At 66.1% G+C, this 23,627-nt stretch carries 21 protein-coding genes; 8 read left to right on the plus strand and 13 right to left on the minus strand.

The features are described 5' to 3' along the window. The 6 genes from BMW72_RS16785 to dut all read right to left on the minus strand — a co-directional run. On the minus strand, window positions 1–248 hold a 248-nt coding region (locus tag BMW72_RS16785), incomplete at its 3' end, for a transposase (RefSeq protein WP_482764169.1). Between the two features lie 245 nt (window positions 249–493). Next, window positions 494–2,443 carry a 1-deoxy-D-xylulose-5-phosphate synthase gene (dxs, locus tag BMW72_RS16790; protein ID WP_092112610.1) on the minus strand — a complete coding sequence of 650 codons (1,950 nt, stop codon included), beginning with the start codon at window positions 2,441–2,443 and terminating at the stop codon, window positions 494–496. A gap of 144 nt (window positions 2,444–2,587) precedes the next feature. Further along, window positions 2,588–5,434 carry an aconitate hydratase gene (locus BMW72_RS16795; RefSeq protein ID WP_092112612.1) on the minus strand — a complete coding sequence of 949 codons (2,847 nt, stop codon included), beginning with the start codon at window positions 5,432–5,434 and terminating at the stop codon, window positions 2,588–2,590. A 210-nt stretch (window positions 5,435–5,644) separates the two neighbouring features. After that, window positions 5,645–6,454 carry a DUF3159 domain-containing protein gene (locus BMW72_RS16800; protein ID WP_092112614.1) on the minus strand — a complete coding sequence of 270 codons (810 nt, stop codon included), beginning with the start codon at window positions 6,452–6,454 and terminating at the stop codon, window positions 5,645–5,647. A 20-nt stretch (window positions 6,455–6,474) separates the two neighbouring features. Beyond that, on the minus strand, window positions 6,475–7,065 hold the full coding sequence (locus BMW72_RS16805; protein WP_092112644.1) for a DUF3710 domain-containing protein: 591 nt from the start codon (window positions 7,063–7,065) through the stop codon (window positions 6,475–6,477). Window positions 7,066–7,100: 35 nt separating this feature from the next. Then, entirely contained in the window at window positions 7,101–7,628 is a 528-nt protein-coding gene (gene dut / locus BMW72_RS16810; RefSeq protein WP_092112616.1) for a dUTP diphosphatase, read from the minus strand. A gap of 38 nt (window positions 7,629–7,666) precedes the next feature. Here dut and BMW72_RS16815 point away from each other — a divergent pair, with 38 nt between their 5' ends. Further along, a complete protein-coding gene (locus BMW72_RS16815; RefSeq protein ID WP_092112618.1) occupies window positions 7,667–8,119 on the plus strand; it encodes a DUF3093 domain-containing protein in 453 nt (150 codons plus the stop codon). A gap of 33 nt (window positions 8,120–8,152) precedes the next feature. Here BMW72_RS16815 and BMW72_RS16820 read toward each other — a convergent pair whose 3' ends face one another. Beyond that, a complete protein-coding gene (locus BMW72_RS16820) occupies window positions 8,153–8,446 on the minus strand; it encodes a DUF4193 domain-containing protein (protein WP_092112645.1) in 294 nt (97 codons plus the stop codon). A gap of 199 nt (window positions 8,447–8,645) precedes the next feature. Here BMW72_RS16820 and sepH point away from each other — a divergent pair, with 199 nt between their 5' ends. Continuing rightward, on the plus strand, window positions 8,646–9,809 hold the full coding sequence (gene sepH, locus BMW72_RS16825; RefSeq protein WP_092112620.1) for a septation protein SepH: 1,164 nt from the start codon (window positions 8,646–8,648) through the stop codon (window positions 9,807–9,809). 12 nt (window positions 9,810–9,821) lie between these two features. On the opposite strand, the gene BMW72_RS16830 is transcribed toward sepH, so the two are convergent. Beyond that, window positions 9,822–10,508, minus strand: a complete 687-nt coding sequence (locus BMW72_RS16830) for a response regulator (RefSeq protein ID WP_092112622.1) — start codon at window positions 10,506–10,508, stop codon at window positions 9,822–9,824. Beyond that, window positions 10,501–12,174, minus strand: coding sequence for a sensor histidine kinase (locus BMW72_RS16835; RefSeq protein ID WP_092112624.1), 1,674 nt, complete (start codon window positions 12,172–12,174; stop codon window positions 10,501–10,503). Before BMW72_RS16835 ends, BMW72_RS16830 begins: the two co-directional genes overlap by 8 nt. A 169-nt stretch (window positions 12,175–12,343) precedes the next feature. Between BMW72_RS16835 and BMW72_RS16840 the strand changes: the two genes are divergently transcribed. From BMW72_RS16840 to BMW72_RS16860, 5 genes are read left to right on the plus strand one after another with little or no spacing between them, the layout of a single operon-like run. Beyond that, window positions 12,344–13,363, plus strand: a complete 1,020-nt coding sequence (locus BMW72_RS16840) for a Bug family tripartite tricarboxylate transporter substrate binding protein (protein WP_092112626.1) — start codon at window positions 12,344–12,346, stop codon at window positions 13,361–13,363. A gap of 2 nt (window positions 13,364–13,365) precedes the next feature. Beyond that, the gene (locus BMW72_RS16845; protein ID WP_092112628.1) at window positions 13,366–13,893 is read left to right on the plus strand and encodes a tripartite tricarboxylate transporter TctB family protein; all 528 of its coding nucleotides are present in this window, start codon (window positions 13,366–13,368) and stop codon (window positions 13,891–13,893) included. Then, on the plus strand, window positions 13,893–15,545 hold the full coding sequence (locus BMW72_RS16850) for a tripartite tricarboxylate transporter permease (RefSeq protein ID WP_092112630.1): 1,653 nt from the start codon (window positions 13,893–13,895) through the stop codon (window positions 15,543–15,545). Before BMW72_RS16845 ends, BMW72_RS16850 begins: the two co-directional genes overlap by 1 nt. Before the next feature lie 49 nt (window positions 15,546–15,594). Further along, the gene (locus tag BMW72_RS16855) at window positions 15,595–16,752 is read left to right on the plus strand and encodes a winged helix DNA-binding domain-containing protein (protein ID WP_092112631.1); all 1,158 of its coding nucleotides are present in this window, start codon (window positions 15,595–15,597) and stop codon (window positions 16,750–16,752) included. A gap of 26 nt (window positions 16,753–16,778) precedes the next feature. Next, entirely contained in the window at window positions 16,779–17,822 is a 1,044-nt protein-coding gene (locus BMW72_RS16860; protein WP_092112633.1) for an FUSC family protein, read from the plus strand. Between the two features lie 182 nt (window positions 17,823–18,004). Here BMW72_RS16860 and BMW72_RS16865 read toward each other — a convergent pair whose 3' ends face one another. The 4 genes from BMW72_RS16865 to BMW72_RS16880 all read right to left on the minus strand — a co-directional run bounded on the left by BMW72_RS16865 (window position 18,005) and on the right by BMW72_RS16880 (window position 22,438). Continuing rightward, window positions 18,005–18,739: an amino acid ABC transporter ATP-binding protein gene (locus tag BMW72_RS16865; RefSeq protein WP_092112634.1), complete on the minus strand. Its 735-nt coding sequence runs from the start codon at window positions 18,737–18,739 to the stop codon at window positions 18,005–18,007. Next, on the minus strand, window positions 18,736–20,199 hold the full coding sequence (locus BMW72_RS16870) for an amino acid ABC transporter substrate-binding protein/permease (protein ID WP_092112636.1): 1,464 nt from the start codon (window positions 20,197–20,199) through the stop codon (window positions 18,736–18,738). Before BMW72_RS16870 ends, BMW72_RS16865 begins: the two co-directional genes overlap by 4 nt. A gap of 143 nt (window positions 20,200–20,342) precedes the next feature. Next, a complete protein-coding gene (locus BMW72_RS16875) occupies window positions 20,343–21,377 on the minus strand; it encodes an NAD(P)H-dependent flavin oxidoreductase (protein WP_092112638.1) in 1,035 nt (344 codons plus the stop codon). Between the two features lie 50 nt (window positions 21,378–21,427). Then, entirely contained in the window at window positions 21,428–22,438 is a 1,011-nt protein-coding gene (locus BMW72_RS16880) for a glycoside hydrolase family 3 N-terminal domain-containing protein (protein ID WP_166787819.1), read from the minus strand. 851 nt (window positions 22,439–23,289) lie between these two features. Between BMW72_RS16880 and BMW72_RS19370 the strand changes: the two genes are divergently transcribed. Next, window positions 23,290–23,627 (plus strand): DUF222 domain-containing protein (locus BMW72_RS19370; protein WP_244151248.1); only part of this gene is annotated, 338 nt, incomplete at its 3' end.

Below are 23,627 nucleotides of genomic sequence, written 5' to 3' on the forward strand. Positions count from 1 at the left end.
TCAATCTGCCGCGACGACGAGATCCCGCGGGCCGACGCGTAAATCCACACCGCCAACAACAGGTCGGGGTTATACCCCCCACGGCCCGTGCCGCCGAGTTTGGTCTTGTCGTGCAAAGCGCTCGTGTCGAGCTGCTTCACGACATCGATCAGGAACCACGCGAGGTGATTCGTCGGCAACCAATCACGCATATCCGGCGGTATCAGAAACGATTGATCACGATCCACCGGACGATAATTCAGGGCCATATACCATTTTCCCAGACCCCCCAAACACACCCCGCAACGACACGCACCCGAGCAAAATTCAATTCAGGAGCGATCCCATTAAGCAACAGGCTCTTGATCATGGGCCCGCTTTCCGGGCCCGAGCCCGGTCTGCACGACCTGGCCCAGTCTGCCTGACGGGCCCACCTTATGACCGTGGGCCCAGTTTATAAGCTGGGCCCACGGACGGGGCCTGGGCCCCGTCCGTGTTCGGGCGGCGGGCGGGGCTAATCCCGGCGGGTTACCCGGATGGCACCGGTGTCGGTGTGGTCGGCGGGCAGCGGGCGGGCGTTCGGAATCTTGCTGCCGAGCACCATAGCAACGACATCGCGGGCGATGCGTTGCGGAGTCAGGCCGACCCGCTCGAGAATCTGGGCGCGAGTGCCGTGATCGAGGAACTGGTCAGGCAGACCGAGTTCGGTCACGGCCGTGTCAACGCCGGCCTCACGCAGGTCCTGACGGATGCGGGTGCCGATACCGCCGACCCGGATGCCGTCTTCGATCGTGACGACGATGCGGTGCGCGGCCGCGAGGGTGACGATGCTGCGCGGCACGGGAACGACCCAGCGCGGGTCGACGACCGTGGCGCCGATTCCCTGCGCGGCCAGTCGGTCGGCAACGTCGAGGCCCATCGCGGCCATCGGGCCGACGGTGACGATGAGGACGTCGGCCTGGGTGGCTTCCTGAAGCACGTCGACGCCGTCGGCGAGGCGACGAATCGCCTCGAACTCCAGCCCGACGCTGCCCTTGGGGAAACGCAGCACGGTCGGCCCGTCATCGACGACGACCGCCTCGGCCAGTTCCTCGCGCAGGCGCACGGAGTCGCGCGGCGCGGCCAGCCGAATGTTCGGTACGACCTGCAAAATGGCGAGGTCCCACATGCCGTGGTGGCTCGGTCCGTCGGGCCCGGTGACTCCGGCACGGTCGAGCACGAAGGTGACGCCGGCCTTGTGCAGGGCAACGTCCATGAGCACCTGATCGAACGCCCGGTTGATGAAGGTCGCATAGAGCGCCACGACCGGGTGCAGGCCACCGAAGGCGAGGCCGGCCGCGCTGGTTACCGCGTGTTGTTCGGCGATTCCCACGTCGTGCACGCGGGACGGGAAACGCTCGGCCATCTTGTGCAGCCCGGTCGGCCGCAGCATAGCGGCGGTGATGGCCACAATGCGTTCGTTTTTAATCGCCTGTTGCAGCAGTTCGTCGGCGAAGACCGACGTCCAGGATGCCGCGCCCGGCTGTTCGACGGATTCGCCCGTTTCGGGGTCGATCTGACCAACCGCATGGAACTGGTCGGCCGTGTCCTGCACGGCTGGGTCGTAGCCCTTGCCCTTCTGGGTGATGGCATGCACGATGACGGGCGCGCCGTAGCCCTTGGCCTGGGCGAGGGCCTCCTCCATCGCGTGCACATCGTGACCGTCGATGGGGCCGATGTATTTAATGTCGAGGTTGGAGTACAGGGCCTCGTTGTTGGTGACCCGGGCGAGGAAGCCGTGCATCCCGCCGCGCACGCCACGCCAGACCGCCCGGCCCGGGGCGCCAAGCCGGTCGAAGACGTCCTTGCTGGTGAGGTAGGCGTCGCGGTAGCTGGCCCGAGTACGGATGGTGTTGAGAAAACGGGCCATGCCGCCGATGGTGGGAGCGTAAGATCGCCCGTTGTCGTTGACCACGATGATGAGCTTGCGCGTATTGTCATCGCTGATGTTGTTGAGCGCTTCCCAGGTCATTCCCCCGGTCAGCGCTCCGTCGCCGACGACGGCGACAACGTGCCGGTCGTCCTGGCCGGTCATCTCGAAGGCACGGGAAATGCCGTCCGCCCAGGACAACGAACTCGAGGCGTGCGAACTTTCGACGATGTCATGCTCGGACTCCGAGCGTTGCGGGTAACCGGCGAGCCCGTCGAACTGGCGGAGTTTACTGAATTCCTGGCGCCCGGTAAGCAGCTTGTGCACGTAGGACTGGTGACCGGTGTCAAAGACGATCGCATCGGTTGGAGAGTGGAAAACCCGGTGGATTGCGATGGTCAGCTCGACAACGCCGAGATTGGGCCCCAGGTGCCCGCCGGTCTTGGAGATCTCTCGCACCAGAAAGGAGCGAATCTCGGCGGCCAACTGCGGCAGCTGCTCTTTCGAGAGACCATCGAGGTCCCGTGGACCGTGAATCGTCTCCAGAAGGATCATCCGTCAATACCTTTCACGTTGTGCAAAGCGAGGCTGTACCCATCAAACCAGACCGGCGCGTAGACCCGAATGAATCGAGTCTACGCGCCGGCGTCGTACTGGCAGAGCGCTTAGTGCGCTCTAGTCGACTGCGCTCTAGTCAACTCAGACGAGCGAGCGCAGAACGTACTGCAGGATGCCGCCGTTGCGGTAGTACTCAGCCTCGCCCGGGGTGTCGATGCGCACAATGGCGTCGAACTCGACCGGTGCCTTGCCGGCGACCGAGAATTCACTCGGAACGCAGGTCACGTGCACGGTCTTCGGGGTCGTGCCGTTGTTCAGCTCGGTGATGCCGGAGATCGATACGATCTCGGTGCCATCAAGGCCGAGCGAGTCGGCGCTCTGACCCACCGGGAACTGCAGGGGCACGACGCCCATGCCGATGAGGTTCGAGCGGTGAATACGCTCGAAGCTCTCCACGATGACGGCCTTGACGCCGAGAAGACTCGTACCCTTGGCTGCCCAGTCCCGACTGGAACCCGAACCGTACTCCTTGCCGCCGAAGATGACGAGCGGAGTTCCGGCGGCCTGGTAGTTCTGGCTGGCATCGTAGATGTCAGCCTGCGGCCCTCCGGCGACGCTGAAGTCGCGGGTGAATCCACCCTCGACATTGTCGAGGAGCTGGTTGCGCAGGCGGATGTTCGCGAACGTTCCGCGAATCATGACCTCGTGGTTGCCACGACGCGAGCCGTAGGAGTTGTAGTCGCCACGTGCGATACCGTGCTCGGCCAGGTAGCGGCCGGCGGGACCGTCAGCCTTGATCGAACCGGCCGGGCTGATGTGGTCGGTGGTGACGGAGTCGCCGAGCTTGGCGAGCACGCGGGCACCATCGATGTCGACAACCGGGCTGGTTTCCAAGCTCATGCCGTCGAAGTACGGGGGCTTGCGCACATAGGTGGACTCGGCGTCCCAGGCGAAGGTGTCGCCGACGGGCGTTTCGAGTGACTGCCAGCGCTCGTCACCATCGAAGACGCCGGCGTACTGGGTTTCGAACATGTTCGAGTCGATCGACTCATCGATGGTCTTCTGAACCTCGGCGGCGTCGGGCCAGATGTCCTTGAGAAACACGTCGTTGCCTTCGGAGTCTTTGCCGAGCGAGTCGGTGTCGAAGTCGAAGTTCATCGTGCCGGCAAGGGCGTAGGCGATGACGAGCGGCGGGCTGGCCAAGTAGTTCATTTTCACATCGGGGTTGATACGTCCCTCGAAGTTGCGGTTACCGGAGAGCACGGCGGTGACTGCGAGGTCGTTCTCCTGCACGGCAGAAGAGATTTCGTCTTCGAGCGGACCCGAGTTGCCGATGCAGGTGGTGCAGCCGTAGCCGACGAGGTAGAAGCCGAGGTCTTCGAGGTAGCCGTTCAGGCCGGCCTTCGCGTAGTACTCGGTAACCACCTTGGAACCGGGAGCGAGCGTGGTCTTGACCCACGGCTTGCTCTTGAGGCCCTTGAGGCTTGCGTTACGGGCCAGCAGGCCGGCCGCGAGCATGACCGACGGGTTCGACGTGTTGGTGCAGGAGGTGATGGCCGCGATCGCAACGGAACCGTTGTCGATCGTGAATTCACGGCCGTCGGCGAGGATGACGTCGGTCGGCTGCGGGTGCGACACCGTGGGGTGGCTGGTGTGCCGGGCCAGTCCGGCTTCGTACGCGCGGTTGTGGGCGGTCTCTTCGTCCTGCGGGGTGAGGCCGATCGGATCGGAGGCGGGGAAGGTGCCCTCTATTGCGGCGTCGACGAGCGACACGGGCGCGTTGGCGTAGTTGTCCAGGTCGCGTTCGAACTGGGTCTTGGCCTCGGAGAGGATGATGCGGTCCTGCGGGCGCTTCGGTCCGGCGATCGAGGGAACAACCGTGGACAGGTCGAGCTCGAGGTACTCGCTGAAGATCGGCTCCTGGTCGGGGTTGTGCCAGAGGCCCTGCAGCTTTGAGTAGGCCTCGACGAGCGCGATCTGCTCATCGCTGCGGCCGGTGAGGCGCAGGTAGCCGAGGGTGACCTCGTCGATCGGGAACATGGCGGCCGTCGAGCCGAACTCGGGGCTCATGTTGCCGATGGTGGCGCGGTTGGCGAGCGGCACGGAGGCGACGCCCGAACCGTAGAACTCGACGAACTTACCAACGACACCGTGCTTACGGAGCATCTGCGTGATGGTGAGCACGACATCCGTTGCGGTGACGCCGGCCGGGATGATGCCGGAAAGCTTGAAGCCGACAACCTTGGGGATGAGCATGGACACCGACTGGCCGAGCATCGCAGCTTCGGCTTCGATTCCGCCGACGCCCCAGCCGAGTACGCCGAGGCCGTTGACCATCGTGGTGTGCGAGTCGGTGCCGACGCAGGTGTCGGGGTAGGCCTGCAGAACGCCGCCTACTTCGCGGGTCATGGTGACGCGGGCGAGGTACTCGATGTTGACCTGGTGAACGATTCCGGTTCCCGGGGGCACGACCTTGAAGTCGTCGAACGCGGTCTGGCCCCAGCGGAGGAACTGGTACCGCTCACCGTTGCGCTCGTACTCGATCTCCACGTTGCGCTCGAACGAGTCGGTCGTGCCGAACAGGTCGGCGACGACGGAGTGGTCGATGACCATTTCGGTCGGAGCGAGCGGGTTGATCTTCTTGGCGTCGCCGCCGAGTTCGACGAGGGCTTCGCGCATGGTGGCGAGGTCGACGATGCAGGGAACACCGGTGAAATCCTGCATGACGACGCGAGCCGGCGTGTACTGGATCTCGGTGTCGGGCTCCGCGGTGGGGACCCACGCGCCGAGGGCACGAATGTGCTCGGCGGTGATGTTGGCGCCGTCCTCGGTGCGGAGGAGGTTCTCCAGCAGCACCTTCAGGCTGTACGGCAGCTTCTCGTAGCCGTCGACCGCGTCCAGACGAAAGACCTCATAGTCCGTCGAACCGACGCGCAGGGTGTCCTTGGCTCCGAAGCTATTTACCGCGGTATTTGTTGATTCCGACACAATGCCCTCTCCGTTGTGGGAGCCGACGGGAGACCGGCGGCAATCCTCAATTCTTGTGGCAGGCACAGCCTCGTGCCAGCAAGGTAAGCCTAACCAGCGGATGCCGGGGGCTGCCTTTTTCCATCGAGTTGCGTCGGTGAATTCTCACCGAACAACTATCTTGACGTCGAGATAACTCTAGCAGGCGACCGCGCACCGGCGGGCCGCGATTCAGACCGCGTCGGATGTCTCCGCTGTGCGATAGACGGACCGCACCATGAGCCAGGAGACCACGAGCAGCGGCGCGTAAAGCGGGATGCCCATGAGCAGCTTCATCGACGCGAGAAGTTCGACGTTGTCGGCGAGGTAGAGCGGCAGCTGCACGGCGAGGCGGCCAAGAAATAGGCCGGTCCAGCACAGCGTCAGGATGGTGAGCACGCGGCGCTTGCTGGCATCGAGGCGCCAGGCCACGCCGTCACCCATGAGAAAGCCGACGGCCACGCCGATGAGGGGCCAACGCACGAGCACGGAGATCAACAGGGCGGCGCCGTAACCGGCGTTGGTCCACAGTCCCACCAGAAAGAAATCAGAGGGCTTTCCGGAGAACAGGGCGAGGGCAACGCTGATCGCGGTGCCGACGAGCCCGCCGAGGGCCGGGGTCGTGGTCTGCCGGGTGACGGCGCGCAGCACCACGAAGATGACGCCGATCACGAGCGGGGCGACGAGCGACGGCAGCAGTGTGCCGATCGGGTCACTCGTCACGTCGGTGGACGGGTCGATCGTGAGCGAGTAGGTGACCAGAAAGACCAGGCCGGGCAGCACAGCCTCGACCAGACCGCGGATGCCGCCCATCGCCTTCAGCAGCGCGTGGCCGCTGATCGGCTCCCCCTCGGTTGCGGTACCGAACCCGGCGCGGCGGGCCGCTCCGGCCATCGAGTCGGCGAAGAGTGCAGACGGTGTCGGCGGCACCGGGGGTGCGGGCGGCATCGCTGTGGGTTCGTCGGACTCGTGCGGCTGCTCTGGCCGATCCTGGTCGCTCATCGCCTTGTCAGACTGCCTGGTTAAACCGATGTGGTCTCGGTGGCGCCGGCCGGAGTGGCCGGCATACGCAGCGGAATCAGGTCGCGCGGCGGCATCGGGGTGGATCCGCGCACGACGACGATGCTGCGGAACAGATCTTCGATCTGCGCTGCGGCGTCCGGGTCGATCGCGCCCTCGCCGGCAATGACGCCGCGCAGGAACCAGCGCGGACCGTCGACCCCGATGAAGCGGGCGAGTCGGGTGACGCCGCCGGCTTCCTGACCGGCCGCGACGGGAATCTCAGCGACGAGTTCGGGGCCGAACGGTCCTTCGCGGGGAGTCGTCGTGCCGCCCTGCTTGCCGATCTGGTCGGCGATCTGGTCGCGGATCTCGTGCCACAGGCCGCTCGAACGCGGCGCCGCGAACGGCTGCACCTGCAGGGTCGAACCGGCGAAGTCGAGACCGATCGCCACGACCCGCTTGCTGCCCTCTTCAATTTCGAGGCGAAGGTGCAGACCTTCACGCGGGAGGATCTTGATTCCGCCGAGGTCGACATAGGGGCGTACCGGGTTGGCCTCCGACTCGTCGAACGGGCCGTCGGTCTCGCGGTCGTCGGGAGCCGACTTCGGCATGCTGGCGGGGATCTCCCCCGGGTTCGTGAGGTCGCTCACTGGCTGTCTCCTGTCTGCGGGGCCGTTCGGCCGGGCGCTGGTGCACTGTCTAGTTCAGTGGCGTCTACTTCAGCGGCGTCTACTTCAGCGGCGCGAACGCCGGTCGAGCCGAAACCGCCCTCGCCGCGTTGGCTGCCCGGCAGCTTCTCCACGGCGATGAACGTTGCCCGGGCGACGGGCATGACGAGCAGTTGGGCGATGCGATCGCCGACATTGATCGTGAACGGTTCGGTCAAATCGGTGTTGAGCAGGGCCACCTTGATTTCACCGCGGTAGCCGGCATCCACTGTTCCGGGGGCATTCACAATGGTGATGCCGTGCTTGACGGCGAGCCCGCTGCGGGGAACGACGAACGCCGCAAAACCGTCGGGCAGGGCGATCGACACGCCGGTTCCGACAAGTGCACGGGTTCCCGGGGCGAGCACAACGCCCTCGGCCGCGTGCAGATCGGCCCCGGCATCACCGGGGTGTGCGTAGTTCGGGAGGATGGATGCCTGGATCAGGACTTCGACGCTTTCTGCCACGTGTCGAGGGTAGTGCAGATATCTGATCGAATAGAGCCATGCCTGATTACCGCGAAAAACTGTGGCCCAACGCCTGGGCCTTCATCGTCACCGCTCTGGTGATTCCAGCGAGCATTCTTGTGCTCGTCCCCATCTCCCTGTTTGCCGGCATTGTCACGGCCGTTGTTTTATACGGCGGCTGCGTGCTGCTTCTCGTGCTGGCGGCGCCGGTCGTGCGCGTGCAGAACGGCGAATTGATCGCCGGGCCCGCCACGATCTCCACCAGACTGCTCGGCGAAGCGACGGCCTTCGAGAAGTCCGAAGCCACCCAGGAGCGTGGGCCCCGGCTGGATGCCCGAGCCTGGCTGCTGATCCGTGGCTGGGTCGACCCTGTCGTGCGCGTGCCCATCGTGGACGCGACCGACCCGGCACCGTACTGGATCATTTCCAGCCGGCACCCAACAGAGTTGGCCGCCGCGATCAATGAATCGCGAACGGCCAACGTGGGGTAGTTCGGGTGGTGCTGTCGAGCTGATCGAACTGATCTAGGAGTCGCACTCCAGGCAGACGGTTCCGAGCTTGGTTTCGTGGCCCATCTGCGAGCGGTGCTTCACCAGGAAGCAATTCACGCAGGTGAACTCGTCGGCCTGCGCGGGCAGAACGACGACATCGAGGTCCAGGTCGGACAGGTCGGCGCCCGGAAGATCGAATCCACCGGGGTTGTCGGAGTCGTCGACATCAACGCTGCCGGACATCTTGTCTGGCACGCGTTCCTTGAGGGCCTCGATCGACTCGGAGTCGTCTTCAGTCTTTCGGGGTGCGTCGTAATCGGTTGCCATGCCCATCCATTTCAGTTACGCCGATAAACGAAATCGGCGGGCACAGTTTCCAACAATCCGGACGGAATAGCAAACCGTCCGCCAACTTTTTATTCGGACACGAAGAAACAACTTGCGGCACGCCCGGCGTATTCCCGCGAATAGGCACCAACCCGTGGCAGTCTTGCAGCCAACGGTAATCGCGAGAGGGCTTGTCTTCATGCAGGAATTGAAGGTTATTGGGGTTGAGAACGGAGCGCTGCTCGCAGCGTCCGAAGATGGCGACCGGTATCGCATCGCCATCGACGAGGTTCTGCAGTCCCGGCTTCGCCAAACCCAGACGGAACGCACGAACGCACCCAAGTTGTCTCCCCGGGAGGTGCAGGCGCATATTCGCTCCGGAATGTCCGCCGAGGACGTCGCCGCCGTCACCGGCGCATCCCTCGAGTACGTGCGCCGCTTCGAAGGCCCGGTCGTGGCCGAGCGGGAGTACATCGTCTCCTCGGCCCTGAGCGTTCCGGTGCACACCGCCATCGACCCCGACCCGGTCGACGAGAACGTCAACTTCGGCAGCGTCATTCGGGAACGCCTCGCCTCACTCGGTGCCACCGGTGAGCGGTGGGCGAGCTGGAAAGAGCCCGGCGGCGGCTGGATCGTGAAGCTGTCGTTCACCGCCGACGAGATCGACCATGATGCCCGTTGGGGTTTCGAGCCGAAGAAGAACTCGCTGTCCCCGATCGGCAGCGAGGCAATCGCGCTGTCGCAGCAGGGAGAACTCAAAGGCTCACTGATTCCGCGCCTGCGCGCGGTCGGCTCGGAGACGAGCGCCGCCGATGTGTCGCGTTTCGACAGCAACGCCTTCAATTTCAAGGAATCGCTCGCCGACGAAATTCTGGGCGACACGAGCCCGAACCTCGAAGCCGTTCCCTACTCCCGCGGCGCTATCCGCGACGATGCCGTGTCGAAAGCGGCGATCAAACGCGCCGCCGAGCCGGCCGCTAACATGAGCGAAACCGCTGACCTCCTGGAATCCCTGCGTCGTCGTCGCGGGGAACGCGAGGCAGCGTCGAACGGGGCGGCAGCCAAGCCGACGGCATCCGCTTCGGTACAGCACCCCGCACAGAACACCGTGCCGCCGGCTGCCCAGCCGTCAGCCTCGCTCCGACCGCGCCGCGCGGCGCCGACCGATTCTGCGGTCACCGACGAGTCCAGTGCGGCGCCGGCCACCACGCCGGAACCCACCGGAAATGCCTGGGCAAATCAGGCTGCCCGGGCGCAGGAACGCACCAACCACGGACGCACGACGCCCAAACGCGGGCGCGCCTCGATGCCCAGCTGGGACGAGATCGTGTTCGGCGCTCGCACCGACGACGACCTCGGCTAGTGCGCGCACCGGTCAGCCGGCCAGCCAGGCGTAGCGACGCTGCGGACGGCCGGTCTGGCCGTAGCGCAGGGTGACCGCGGCCTGACCGGTCGAGACGAAATATTCCAGGTATTTGCGGGCCACCACCCGGGACAGGCCGAGCAGTTCGGCGCACTCCGAGGCGGCCAGGTCGGGTTCGCTGCCGGCGAGGGCGGCGGCGGCCAGTGACGCCGTCTCCTTGCTCAGACCCTTCGGTAAAGACCCGTCCGGTTCCGCGCTCGGCAGAGCGGATGCCCGCCCCAACGCCTGGTCCAGGTCGCTCTGGCTCAGGTCACCGCCGGCGCCGAGCAGACGACGTCGTTCGGCGTAGGCGGCCAGCCGGGACTGCAGTTCGGTGATCTTGAACGGCTTGAGCAGGTAGCTCACGATGCCGCCCTGCAGCGCAGCAGTGACCATCTCGGATTCACGGGCGGCGCTGAGCACGAGAAAGTCCACGTCGCGACCGGCTTTTCGGGCCCGACGGATCACGTCGAGTCCGGTCATGTCGGGCAGGTACATGTCGAGCAGAACGAGGTGCGGCGACTTGTGGTCAATCTGGGCGAGAGCGTCTGAGCCGGTGGCCGCGACGCCGACCACGGTGAAACCGGGCTGCTGCGCCACGATGCGTTCGTGGGCGCGCGCCACCATGAAATCGTCGTCGACGACGAGCACGTCACACACGGGTCTGCTCCTGGTCAGAGATTGACCGTGCGCCAGCGACCGGAAGCACGGCTTCGAACACGGCACCGTGATCGGCCCGGTAACCCACCGATCCCCCGCGACGCGTTGCGACCAGGCGCACGATCGCGAGCCCGTATCCGTGGGAGTCTCCCCCGGCCAGCAGGGATTTGCTACTAACCCCCACCTCGAACACCCGGTCGATGAGCGCGGCGTCGATACCGGGCCCTGAGTCGCTCACCGTCACTCGCACCGAACCCGACACGGTCTGCACGTCGAGGCGCACATTCCGTTCCAGGGCCCCGGTGACGGCGTCGAGGGCGTTATCGACGAGGTTGCCGATCACCGTCACGAGGTCCGTTGACAGGTCGCCATCAACGCGGGCCAGGGCCGATTCGGGCGAGAGTACGAGCGTCGCGCCGCGTTCACGGGCGAGCGAGGTCTTCGCGATGACGAGTGCGGCGACCGCCGGCTCCTGCAGGCGGGTCAGCACCGAATTGTCGAGTTCGGTGCGGTCACGCGTCACGGCATCAACGTATTCAACCGCCGCCTCGGTATCGCCCAACTGCATCAGCATCGAGATGGTGTGCAGGCGGTTTGCGAACTCATGGGTTTGGGCGCGCAGGGTGTCGGTCGCCTGCCGGCTGCTGCCGAGGTCGTGCTGCAGGGTGACCAGTTCGGTGCGGTCGCGCAGGGTCGTGACGACCTCGGGCCGGGACCGCGGCGGGTGGATGAGCGTTTGATTGAGCACGAGCAACACCCCGCGGTTCACGAAGACCGTGTCGATCGCGCCTACCTCCCGCCGGCGCAGTGCCCGCACGGCCTCCTCGTCGAGGCCGACCGTGTCGATCGCGCGACCCTCGGCATCAGCGGGCAGACCGAGCAGGGTGCGGGCGCTGTCGTTGGCGAGCGTGATGAGCCCGTCGGTGTCGACGGCGATCACGCCCTCCCTGATGCCGTGAATCATGGCATCACGATGTTCGACCAGTCGGCCGATCTGTTCCGGTTCGAGGCCGAGGGTCTGCCGTTTCACCCGGGCGGCGAGCAGCAGCGATCCGGCGACGCCGAGCACCCCGGCCACCCCAACGTAGACGAGCAGGTTCGGGGCCGCGCTCGCGAGCAGCTCGGTCACGGCCGGAAACCGGCGGGCGGCAACCACGGTGCCCACGACCTCCCCGGAGTTGGACAGCACCGGCACCTGCGCCACCACGTTGTCGTTGGCGCCGATGGGCGCTACGCCAGCCCACGCCGCGTCGGACGTGTCGGGGGTCGGGTCGATGGCGAGAACGGACCCGACCAGCCGCGGGTCGGCCGGGGAAGCGATCACGCGACCGGCGGCATCCGTCACGAGAAGTTGGTCCACTCCCGTCGTGGTGCGCAGTGCTTCGACCGGCACCGAGAACTGCTGGGGCACCGCGTCGTTGTCGAGCAGGCTGCGCACGAGTGGGTTGGCTGCGGTGTATTCGGCGACCGTCAGCATGCGTCGCTGGGAGCCGCTCTCAAAGCTGCTGCGGGACTGTTCGAGCGAAATGGCCGTAACGGCGATGAGGACGAGGGCGATCAGGCTCAACTGGAACAGCAGCAACTGGCGGGTCAAACTGAGCCGACCTGAACGGATGCCCGACCCGCGCGGGCGCGCTGTCGGGTGCTCGGGATCGTCTCTGGCCATAAGAGATAGTCCCTCATCGCGGGGTCAAACTGAAATTGTCGACGCCGGGACGCGCAACCGCAAGCTACACAACGTTCACTAACGTCACAAGTTGTGCCCGGCCCGGCCCACCAAGCAGGCTGAACCCGGCCAGCAAAGAGGCTCGCCAGAAATCGAAGAGGATTCAAGCATGCCAATCACAGCACGCACCACGCGCACCCGCCGCACGGCGGGAACCGTCTTTCTCGCCGGCGCCGTCGCACTCGCCCTCAGCGCCTGCGGAGTCACGAGCGCGAAGAACACCGAGGCCACCGACGAGGGCCCGATCCAAAACCTGCAGGTGATGATTCCCAATGCTGCCGGCAGTGGCTACGACGTCACCGGGCGCGCCGCGGTCAAGGTGATGGACGATCTCGGGCTGGCCTCCGGCACCGAGGTCACCAACCTGGCCGGTGCCGGCGGCACCGTGGGCCTCGCCCGCACCCTGACCGAAACCGGAAACGCCAACTTTCTGCTCATGATGGGGCTCGGCGTCGTCGGTGCCGCATACACCAACGAGGGCGACGCGAAGGTCGCCGACGCGACGCCGATCGCCGGACTCATCGAAGAAGCCGGAGCCATCTTCGTGGCGGCCGACTCCCCCTACCAAACCATCGACGACCTCGTCACCGCGTGGAAGGCCGACCCGGCCACCTTCGCCGTCGGCGGCGGCTCCTCCCCGGGTGGCCCTGACCACCTGCTGCCGATGCAGCTTGCGGATGCCGTCGGTATCGACCCGACGGCCGTCAACTACGTCGCCTACGACGGCGGCGGCGAACTGCTGCCGGCCATCCTCGGCGGCAAGCTGCAGTTCGGTGCTTCCGGCTATGGCGAGTTCCTGGAACAGGTGAAGTCAGGCGACCTGCGCGTGCTCGCCGTCACGAGCGAAGAGCGCGTTCCCGTCATCGAGGCCCCCACCCTCACCGAAGAGGGCATCGATTTGGTCTTCACCAACTGGCGCGGTCTCCTGGCCGCACCCGGTCTGACCGATGCTGAGATCGCACGCCTCGTCGACGCCGTCACCGAGATGCACGACAGCCCCGAGTGGAAGCAGGTTCTGGAAGATAACAGCTGGACGGACGCCTTCATCACCGGCGACGACTTCAGCACCTTCCTCACCGAGCAGGACACCCGCGTCGCCGACGTGCTGAAGACCCTGGGCCTGGTCTAAGCATGACCGCCCCCAGCACAGTTCCCCGCTCCGGGCTCCGAGCCCGGCTGCAGGGCCGTTCCGAGCTCGGCGTCGCCGCCCTGCTCGCGGTCATCGCGATCGTGATCGCGGTCGATACCGCGAACATCCGCCACACCGCGATCAACGCCGGCGTGATGGGACCGCAGGTCGTTCCCACGATCATCGCGATCGGCCTGGGCCTGTGTGCGATCGCCCTGGCGATCTCCGTGCTGCGGGGCGGCCACGCCGACGCCGAAGACGGTGAGGACATCGACCTCTCCCAGAAGGCCCACTGGCCCACCGTCTTCGGCCTCGGCGGCCTCATCCTCGTCTTCGCCCTCTCGATGGACTTTCTCGGTTTCGTGATCGGCAGTGCGCTGCTGTTCTACGGTTCCGCCCTGCTGCTCGGCTCCCGGCGCTTCGCTTGGGCGCTTGTGATCGGCATTCTTTTGGCCCTGGGCACGTTCTACGGCTTCGTACTGGGCCTCGGTATCAACCTGCCGGCCGGCCTGCTGACGGGAATTCTCTGATGGAAAACCTCACCCTGCTGATGGAGGGGTTCAGCAACGCGCTGACCCTGCAGAACCTGCTGTTCGCCCTCATCGGCGTGCTGCTCGGCACCGCCGTCGGCGTGCTGCCCGGCATCGGCCCGGCCATGACCGTTGCTTTGCTGCTGCCGCTGACCTACGCGCTCGACGTGACCGGATCGCTCATCATGTTCGCCGGCATCTACTACGGCGGCATGTACGGGGGGTCGACGACCTCGATTCTGCTGAACACCCCCGGCGAATCGTCCTCGGTGGTCACGGCGCTCGAGGGCAACAAGATGGCTAAGGCCGGTCGCGGAGCCCAGGCCCTCGCGACGGCCGCGATCGGCTCGTTCGTGGCCGGTACACTCGCCACCGGAGCCCTCGTCTTCGTCGCCCCGTTCGTGGTGGCGATCGCGATCGGCCTCGGCGCTCCCTCCTACTTCGCCATGATGGTCTTCGCCTTCGTCGCGGTGAGCACCGTGCTCGGCTCCAGCCGTATTCGCGGGCTCGCCTCGCTGTTCATCGGCCTCACCATCGGATTGGTCGGCCTCGACGGCACCACCGGCCAGGCGCGCATGACGTTCGGCCAACCGCTGCTCTCCGGCGGCATCGACGTCGTCGTCATCGCCGTGGCCCTGTTCGCGGTCGGTGAAGCACTCTGGATCGCCGCGCACCTGCGGCACGGCACCCCGGCGACGATCCCGGTCGGCGTGCCGTGGATGGGCAAGGACGATTGGAAGCGGTCCTGGAAGCCGTGGCTGCGCGGCACCGTCATCGGCTTTCCGTTTGGCGCCATCCCGGCCGGCGGCGCCGAGATCCCCACCTTCCTCTCCTACGTGGCGGAGAAGAAGCTGTCCAAGCATCCTGAACAGTTCGGTCACGGCGCCATCGAGGGCGTCGCCGGGCCGGAAGCGGCCAACAACGCCTCCGCGGCAGGCACTCTGGTTCCGCTGCTGACCCTCGGTCTGCCGACCACGGCGACCGCCGCGGTGATGATCGCCGCGTTCAACCAGTACGGCATCCACCCCGGGCCGCTGCTGTTCCAGACCGAGCCGGTGCTGGTCTGGACGCTGATCGCAAGCCTGTTCATCGGCAACACGCTGCTGCTGGCCCTCAATTTGCCGCTCGCGCCGCTCTGGGCGAAGCTGCTGCGCATCCCTCGGCCGTATCTCTACGCGGGTATTCTGTTCTTCGCGACGCTCGGCGCGTACGCGGCGGGCATGCAGACCTTCAACATCGTGATTCTGCTGCTGCTCGGCGCCCTCGGTTACATGGCCCGCCGGTTCGGGTTTCCGGTGCTGCCGATCATCGTCGGGGCCATTCTCGGCCCGGAGATGGAACGTCAGCTGCGGCGTTCGCTGCAGATCAGCGCGGGCGACCCGGCCGCACTGCTGAGCGAACCGCTCGCGGTCGTTGTGTACACCGTGATCGTGCTGTTTCTCGTGGTACCGCCGCTGGTCAAGGCGCTGCTGCGCCGGTTCGGTCGTAATGGACCTACCGCCGGCCCCGGAGCAGACGGCGGTAACACCGACGACACCGACGGAGCTACCGAGTCCACCGTGCAATTCGACGCCTTCGGAACCCAGACGTCGGACGGAAGCGCCCGCGTGATTCAAGTGGTGCGTCCCCGAGCCGGGCGGCGCGGCAAGTAACCCGCCCCGGTTTCGTTTACGCAGGTGCGGGAGTCGGCATACTGGTGTCATGCCAGCTGCCGTCTCCCGCGCCGACGTCGTTCGCCTGCGCCTGCACGCCCAGGGGCTGGCCGGGGTTCCCCTCGACGGGCCGGTCGCCGTCGTCGAGCGGATGCTCGCGGTGCAGGCCCAGGACTACCCGGCCGCACAGTGGGCCCTCGGGGTGCGCTCCCCCGGCACGACCATCGCCGAGGTGCAGGCATCCGTTTCGGCGGGTGAGATCGTGCGGTCGTGGCCGATGCGGGGCACGCTGCACTTCGTTCCGGCCAGGGAACTGGGCTGGATGCAGGCGCTCACGACCCCGCGCCTGCTCGCCAAGACCCGCACCATCAACGCACGACTCGGCCTCGACCTGCCCGTGCTGGAGCGGGCTCGAGCGGCCGCGATCGCGGCACTGACCGGCCACAAGCAGCTCAGCCGGGCTGAATTTCTGACCATGCTGCAGGCGGCCGGCCTGCCAACAGAGGGCCAGCGCGGGTACCACACCATCGCCCACCTGGCCCTGACCGGAACTGTGTGCTGGGGACGCCAGGTGGGTACCCAGCAGGGGCTGGTGCTGCTGGACGAATGGGTGCCGACCCCGCGCCGGCTCGAGCGCGATGAAGCGCTCGGTGAATTCGTCTACCGCTATTTTCTCGGCCACGGCCCGGCGACGCTGGTCGACTTCGCCTGGTGGTCGCAACTCACGGTCGCCGACGCGAAAACCGGCCTGGCCGTGGCTCGAGGCCGGCTCACCGAGGTGCGGGTCGACGGCGCAGCGTATTTTCTGGCCGCCGAGTCAGCGGATGCCGCAGTGCTGCCGACGGACCTGCGCCAGCACACGCCGGTGCTTGCGTTGCCCGGTTTCGACGAGTACCTGCTCGGGTACCGGGATCGCAGCCATGCGATCGCCGTTGACGAACTCGTTCGGGTGGTGCCCGGACTGAACGGAATCTTTTTGCCGCTCGTGGTGGCCAGCGGGCGCATCGTCGGCACCTGGCGCAAGAAGATCGCCACGTCGGGACTCACCGCCGAGGTTGCGCTGTTCGCGGCACCGACGACCGCGGCCGCCCGGGCGCGGGCCGCCAAGACTCAGCGCGGCTTCGCCCGGGCGGCGTCGGACTACGCTCGCTTTCTGGGCGTGCCGCTTCGGCCGATCCTCAAACCGGCGGTGACGGCATCCGCTTGACCTCACCGGCGGGTTAGCCTTGACCAGTGAAACTTACCTCCGCCCTGCGCATCTCCAAACGACTCCCGGTGCTGCAGGTCGTCAAGATGGCCGTGGCCGTGGCCCTGGCCTGGCTTGCCTCCCAGCTGCTGCTGCCGAGCGACCTGCCGATCTTTGCCGCCATCGCGGCCCTGCTCGTGGTGCAGCCGAGCGTCAACCAGACCTTCGGCCGCGCGATTGAACGCACCGCGGGCGTGATCGGCGGTGTCATCATCGCCTCGTCGATCGGGTTCTTCCTCGGCCAGTCGAGCTGGGTGGTACTCGGCACGATCGTGGTGAGCATTCTCGTGGCCTGGGCGCTGCGCCTGTCGCCGGTGTCGGCGAGCCAGATTCCGATCAGTGCCATGCTCGTGCTCGCTCTGGGTGCCACGACGCCGGGGTACGCCCTCGATCGCATCTTCGAAACCTTCATCGGTGCGGGAATCGCCCTGGTCATCAACGCGCTCATCGTACCCCCGGTGCTGATAGCGCCGGCCCGCGACGCCGTCGGTCTGCTGGCGCGCGAGCTGGCCGACACCTTCGACCGCATCGCGCAGGCGCTGCGCACCCCCCAGACTCCGATCGACCTGATGGAACTGATGATCAAGGCCCGGCTGCTGCGCCCCATGCTCGCGTCAGCGGAGAAGGCCATCGCCCAGGCGGAGGAGAGCCTCATGCTCAACCCGCGAAAGGCCAAACTGCGCGTGGCGCTCGACGCCGACCATGCCATGATCGAGCGGCTGCCGACGCTCGTCACCCGCGCCATCGGCATGACCCGTGCCCTGCACGACCACTACGACGCGTCCCTGCAGTTCGAACCGAGCGTGCAGGCCTTTTCCCGGGAACTCGCCCGGGCCGCCCACGATTTGGCGCTGCTCGCGCGGGAGGAAGGCGACCTGACGGTCGTGCCGGAGCCGCCGGACCCCGATGTGCTCGCCCTGACCGCACCACTGCGTATCGTGACGCCGCACCCGGACCACTGGATTTTGATCGGCTCGCTCATGGAAGACCTGCGCCGGGTGCGCGAGGAGATCGTCGGCGACCGGGCCTGAGCCGGGCTTCAGCGAAACGGATGCTGCGCGCGGGTCGCGCGCACAGCATCCGTTTCGCAGGGTGCCCGGGCCGATCATGGTCGCGCCCGAAACGGGTGGCCGCTACGCCCGTTACCGTAGCGGCTGCCGAAATGGGGGGCGGTCGCGAACCGGCGGCGTCGACCGGGCCGGTCAGAACCCGGCTAGAGCACCTTGGAAAGGAAGTCCTGGGTGCGTGCTTGTTGCGGGTTGCCGAACAGTTCGGCCGGGGTGCCCTCTTCGACGATGAGCCCGTCGGCCATGAAGATGACCCGGTCGGCGACCTCGCGGGCGAACCCCATCTCGTGGGTGACGACGACCATGGTCATTCCCTCGGCGGCGAGATCCCGGATGACCTGCAGCACTTCGCCGACCATCTCGGGGTCGAGGGCGCTGGTGGCCTCGTCGAAGAGCATGATGTCGGGGTTCACCGCGAGCGACCGGGCGATGGCCACGCGCTGCTTCTGACCGCCGGAGAGCTGCGCGGGACGGGCGGTGGCCTTGTCGGCGAGGCCTACCCGGTCGAGCAGCTTGAGGGCGGTGGCGCGGGCATCCGCTGGGGATTGCTTCTTCAATTCGACCGGAGCCAGCATGATGTTCTGCAGCACCGTCATGTGCGGAAACAGGTTGAAGTGCTGGAACACCATGCCGATGTGCTGGCGCACCTCGTTGAGGTTGACGGTCTTGTCGCTGACGTTGAATCCGTCGACGATGACCGTGCCGCCGCTCAGCTCGTCGAGCTTATTGAGGCAGCGGAGAAACGTGGACTTACCCGAACCCGAGGGGCCGATGACGCAGACGACCTCGCCCTCAGCGATCTCGACGTCGAGGCCCTTGAGCACCTCGTTGGATCCGAACGACTTGCGCAACCCGGTGACGCTGATCTTGCTGGCGCTCATTTGTTGAACCTCTTGTCGAGCTTGTTGGAGAGCATGGTGAGCAGGTTGATGACGATGAAGTACAGCGCTGCAACGATCAGCAGGGTCTCACCGGTGCGAAAGTTGGCGGCATAGATCTGCTGGCCCTGATAGGTGAGTTCGGCGAAGCCGATCACGGCCAGGAGCGAGGTGTCCTTGAGGGTCATCACGAACTGGTTGATGAACGACGGCGTCATGATCTTCACGGCCTGCGGCAGCACGACACGGCGCATCGTCGTGACGTAGCCAAGGCCGAGGCTGCGGCCGGCTTCGGTCTGGCCGGGATCGATCGACTGGATGCCGCCGCGCACGATCTCGGTCATGTAGGCACCCGCGTTGAGGCTCAGGGTGAGCACACCGGCGGTCAGCACGTCGATCGACTGCCCGGTCAGTTGCGGCAGGCCGAAGTAGAAGAAGAAGGCCTGCACGAGCAGCGGCGTGCCGCGAAAAATGCTGACATAGACACCGGCGATGCCGCGCAGAATGCGGCTCTCGGAGACCTTGAAGAAGCCGAACAGCACACCGAGCACGAGGGCGATCAGAATGGACAGGCCGGTCGCGAGCAGCGTGAGCCCGAGCCCCTTCATGAGGGCCGGCAGGCTGTCGCCGAGCAGCCCGAAGAAACCGGATGCTGCGGCGGGCGCCGGCTGCTCGAGATACGTATCGAGAATGGCCTGGTACTCGCCGCTGTCTTTTAGCTCGGCCAGGCCCGTGTTGAACGCGGCGAGCAGTTCGGGGTTCTGGCCCTTGTTGACGGCGAACCCGTAGGAACTGCCCTGTTCCTTCTCGGTGACCGACTTGAGCCCGTTGTTCTGGTTGATGCCGTAGGCGAGCACCGGGTAGTCGTCGAAGACCGCGACGGAGTTGCCGGCTTTGACGTCGTCGTACATTGTGGCGGAGTCAGCGAGGGCTTTGACGGTGAAGTCGTACTCGTCCTTGATCGAGTTGGCGAAGGTCTCCCCCTCGCTTCCCCGCTTGGCGACGACGGTTTCGCCGGCCAGGTCGGCGTACCCGGTGATCTCGGTGTTGTCCTCGGCGACGGCCATCTGCACGCCGGAGTCGAAGTACGGGTCGGAGAAGTCGAAGATGAGTTCACGCTCGTCAGTAATCGACATTCCGGCGATGACGCCATCGACCTGGTTGGACTGCAGAGCCTGCAGGGCTGCGTCGAAGCCGAGCGACTTGATCTCCACGGTAAAGCCCTGGTTCGCGGCGATATCGCGAATCAGGTCCATGTCGATGCCGGTCAATTCACCGTTTTCGCGGTACTCGAACGGCGCAAAGGTGGTGTCGGTGCCGATGACGTAGGTTTCGCCGGTGACCGTGGTCTGCGGCGGAGCCGGCTGGCTGGCGGCTGCGGCGCTGACGCCGACGAATCCGCCGGCGAGGCCCAGCAGCGCCGTGGCGGCGACCGCGAGCTTTCCCGCCCGAAAAATATTCATTGTGCGCAAAGTGGAACCATTTCTTGTCGTGCGATTCGCGCCGATCGACGCCGATGACCCGGGAGCGGATATGCGCCTACCCCGTCGAATGAGCCTACCTTGGGGTGTCCGCCCGGGTCGGCCCTCCGATCACTCACCGGCCGCTACGCGACGACGGCGAACTGCGTGTCATTCCACAGGGCGCCGAGCACGGCGGCTGCCGGGCCGGTGCGCGCGTCACGAAAACCGGTGCCGGCCCAAAGGGCGAGGCCGTCTGCATCATTGCGGCGGGCGGCATCCGCTCGGATGACCTTCGTGAGGTGGTGCACCTGCGGATACTCGGGGGGAGCTTTCGCATCGTGGGCGACGATGAAGTCGTTCAGCAGACCGCGCGCCGGACGCCCGGAGAAGACCCGGGTCACGACGGTTTCGGTGAAGCTTGGATCGACGAGGGCGTTCTGGTGGGCTCGTGTCGCGCCGGACTCGTCGGTGCGCAGAAAGCCGGTGCCGAGTTGCACGGCCGCAGCGCCGGCGGCGAGCAGCGACGCGATCTGACCGCCCGAGTGGATGCCGCCCGCCGCGATCAGCGGCAGGGTCACCACCGCGCGAATCGCGATCAACAGCTCCCCCAAAGCCAGGGTGCCGGGTTCTTCCCGGGTGGCGAACGTCGCCCGGTGGCCGCCGGCCTCCGGACCCTGCACGCACAGGGCGTCGACGCCGAGGCCTTGGGCCTGACGGGCCTCGGACACCGAGGTGACGGTGGCGATCAGGAACGAGCCGGCGGCGTGCATCCGCTCGACGACGTCGACCGGAGGCAAGCCGAAGGTAAAAGAGACCACCGGAACGTGATGCTCGATGACGACGGCCACTTTCTCGTCGAACCAGTCCGGGTCGGTATCGGCGATCGCACCGAAGTCGGCAGCGGGATACTCGAGCGCTAACACACTGCGGTACAGCTCGACGGCAGCGCGGTCTGTGAGGGGCGCCTGCGGTATGAACAGGTTGACGCCGAAGGCGCGCTCGGTGCGCTCGCGCACCTCAACGATCTGCTCCGCCAGGGCCTGCGGTGTCTTGTACCCGGCGGCAAGAAACCCGAGGCCGCCCGCTTCGTTCACGGCGACGACGAGGTTTGGCGTTGACGCACCACCGGCCATGGGGGCGGCAACGATGGGAATATCCAGGTCAGATGGTGAAAACACGAGCACTCCTTGGTTGGGTAGAACGATCTTATAGCCGATGGAATTGCACTCTACCCGGGCCCTGTTGCGAGGTCGCGCCGCAGAGTCAGAACGCGCAGCACGTTCTCATCAACGTCGTTCGCATCAATGCGGCCGTCGGCCACAGCCGCGCAGACCCGAATGATGAGCTCGGACACGTTGACTCCCACGGTATCCGGTTGGGCCGGGAGCACGAACAGCAGCATGGTTGCGCCCGCAGAGAGCGCCGCGATGCCGTTCTCAATCGGGTCATAATATTGCTCGAGTCCCGAGTGACCGAGCATGAGCAGGTCGTCGGTGATCGACACCCCGTCGAAGCCGAGGTCGGTGCGCAGAATGTCGTACCACCGTGCGGAAAGCGTGGCCGGCTGCGAATCGACTGCCGGGTAGGCCAGGTGTCCCACCATGATCAGTTCTGCGCCGGCGTCGATTCCGGCAGTGAACGGCGGCGCGACGCTCTTCGTCCACGCTTTCAGGCTCAGGTCCGACGACGGAAGCGACACGTGCGAATCTCCCGCAGCGGCCCCGTGTCCGGGAAAATGTTTGATCGTGCTCGCCACGCTCCCCTGCGCCGCTTCCGATTGCGCCGCGACGGCAGCCGTGACGCGATCGGCCGCAGCAGTTGGGTCGCTGCCGAGAGCCCGGTCAAACAGGAACGCGTCCGGCTCGGCGACAATGTCTGCCACGATGCCGAAGTTGACGTTGATGCCGGCCTGGTCCAGGAGTAACGCGCGTTGGTGGAACGCAGAGGACGTCGCCGCCAGTGGCATTCGGCGCAGCCGTTCACCGCCAGGCCAGATGTCTCCGGGGAGTCGAGATACCGCTCCGCCTTCCTGATCGATGCCGATCAGAAGCGGAAGCCCCGGTTCCGCGCTCAGGGCCGCGGTCATCGTCGCCAGCTCGGTCACGGATCCGGGGATGTTGTCGCCCATCAGAATGAGCCCGCCGAGGTGATAGTCGTCGACAAAGGTGCGCAGTTGTGCGGCATCCGTTCCCGGGCTGTGGAGCATGAGCAGGCTCGCCACCTTGTCGGGCAGCGACATCGTCTCCAGCCTGGCTTGCGCGTAAACCTCTGACGCCGAAGGTTGCGGAACACATCCGGTCAGCAGAGCCGCTATCAGCGTTGCACCGATAATCGTTCGTTGCCGCCGCGCACTAACCCCCATGCTCGAATGATATCGCCCCGCGCCGAAGACCCTACGAGCCGGCCTCGCGGGCCGCCGCCTCCAGGCGGTCCCGGTAAGACTGCCACCAGGCCGCGTCGCCGGACGGCAGGTTGCTGCTATCGGCGCGCAGGCCAACCCGGTCCGCAGTTCTGGGACGGTGCCCAGTTTAGAAACTGGGCCCATGGCCACAACATGGGCCGGGCACCGCGGATCGCCGAGGTGGCTGGCAGGCAGGATACGAATCTTTACACGAGTTCCAGGATAAGTGACATAAATTCGCTCAGGGTTTCGAGTGCAGCAGATTGAGGCACTGGATAGCCCTGACAAGAGCGCGCCCCGTAGACGGACTCGTGGGAACCAGAGTTTGAGCAGTATGCGCTGAAACCAAACCCACCGACGCCGAGCACGCCGAGGCCAACGAGGGCAGCGAGGAATCGGCAGCTAGCGAGAACGCGATCGAGGCCGAGGTCGACCACGCCGCGGAGTCGGATTCGGAGTCGGATGCTGATGCTGATGCTGATGCTGATGCTGATGCTGATGGTGATGCTGATGGTAAAGCCAAAGCGGAAGCCAGACCCGGAGCCAGAGCCCGCGTCGGAGCTGGAGCTGGAGCTGGAGCTGGAGCTGGAGCTGGAGCTGGAGCTGACGAGAGTATCCCACCCGACCCGGGCGGTCCCTGTCCGCGGCACCCCGATGACTCCCGCTCGATCAGCGAGAAACGAGCCGGCATCCTCCGCGCGGCGTTCGAAGCCGCCGCACGGCAGCCCAGCACCCCGACCATGGGCGGCGCCGCCCCCACGGTGCTCGTGCACATCAATATCAACGATCTCCTCGCCGGGCGCGGAGCCGGCTGGATCGACGGTATCGACGGACCCCTCACCCCCCAGCAGGTCGACGAGTTGATCTGCGCCGGCGGCTACCAACCCGTGTTGTTCGGCCACACCGGCACGATTCTCAACCTCGGCACCAGCAACCGGTTCTTCACCACCCAACAACGAAGAGCCCTCGCCGCCCGCGACGGCGGCTGCGTCATCCCCGGCTGCACCGTGCCACCCCAACACACCCA

It is taken from the genome of Cryobacterium luteum (genome assembly GCF_900110125.1).
Lineage (GTDB): Bacteria > Actinomycetota > Actinomycetes > Actinomycetales > Microbacteriaceae > Cryobacterium > Cryobacterium luteum.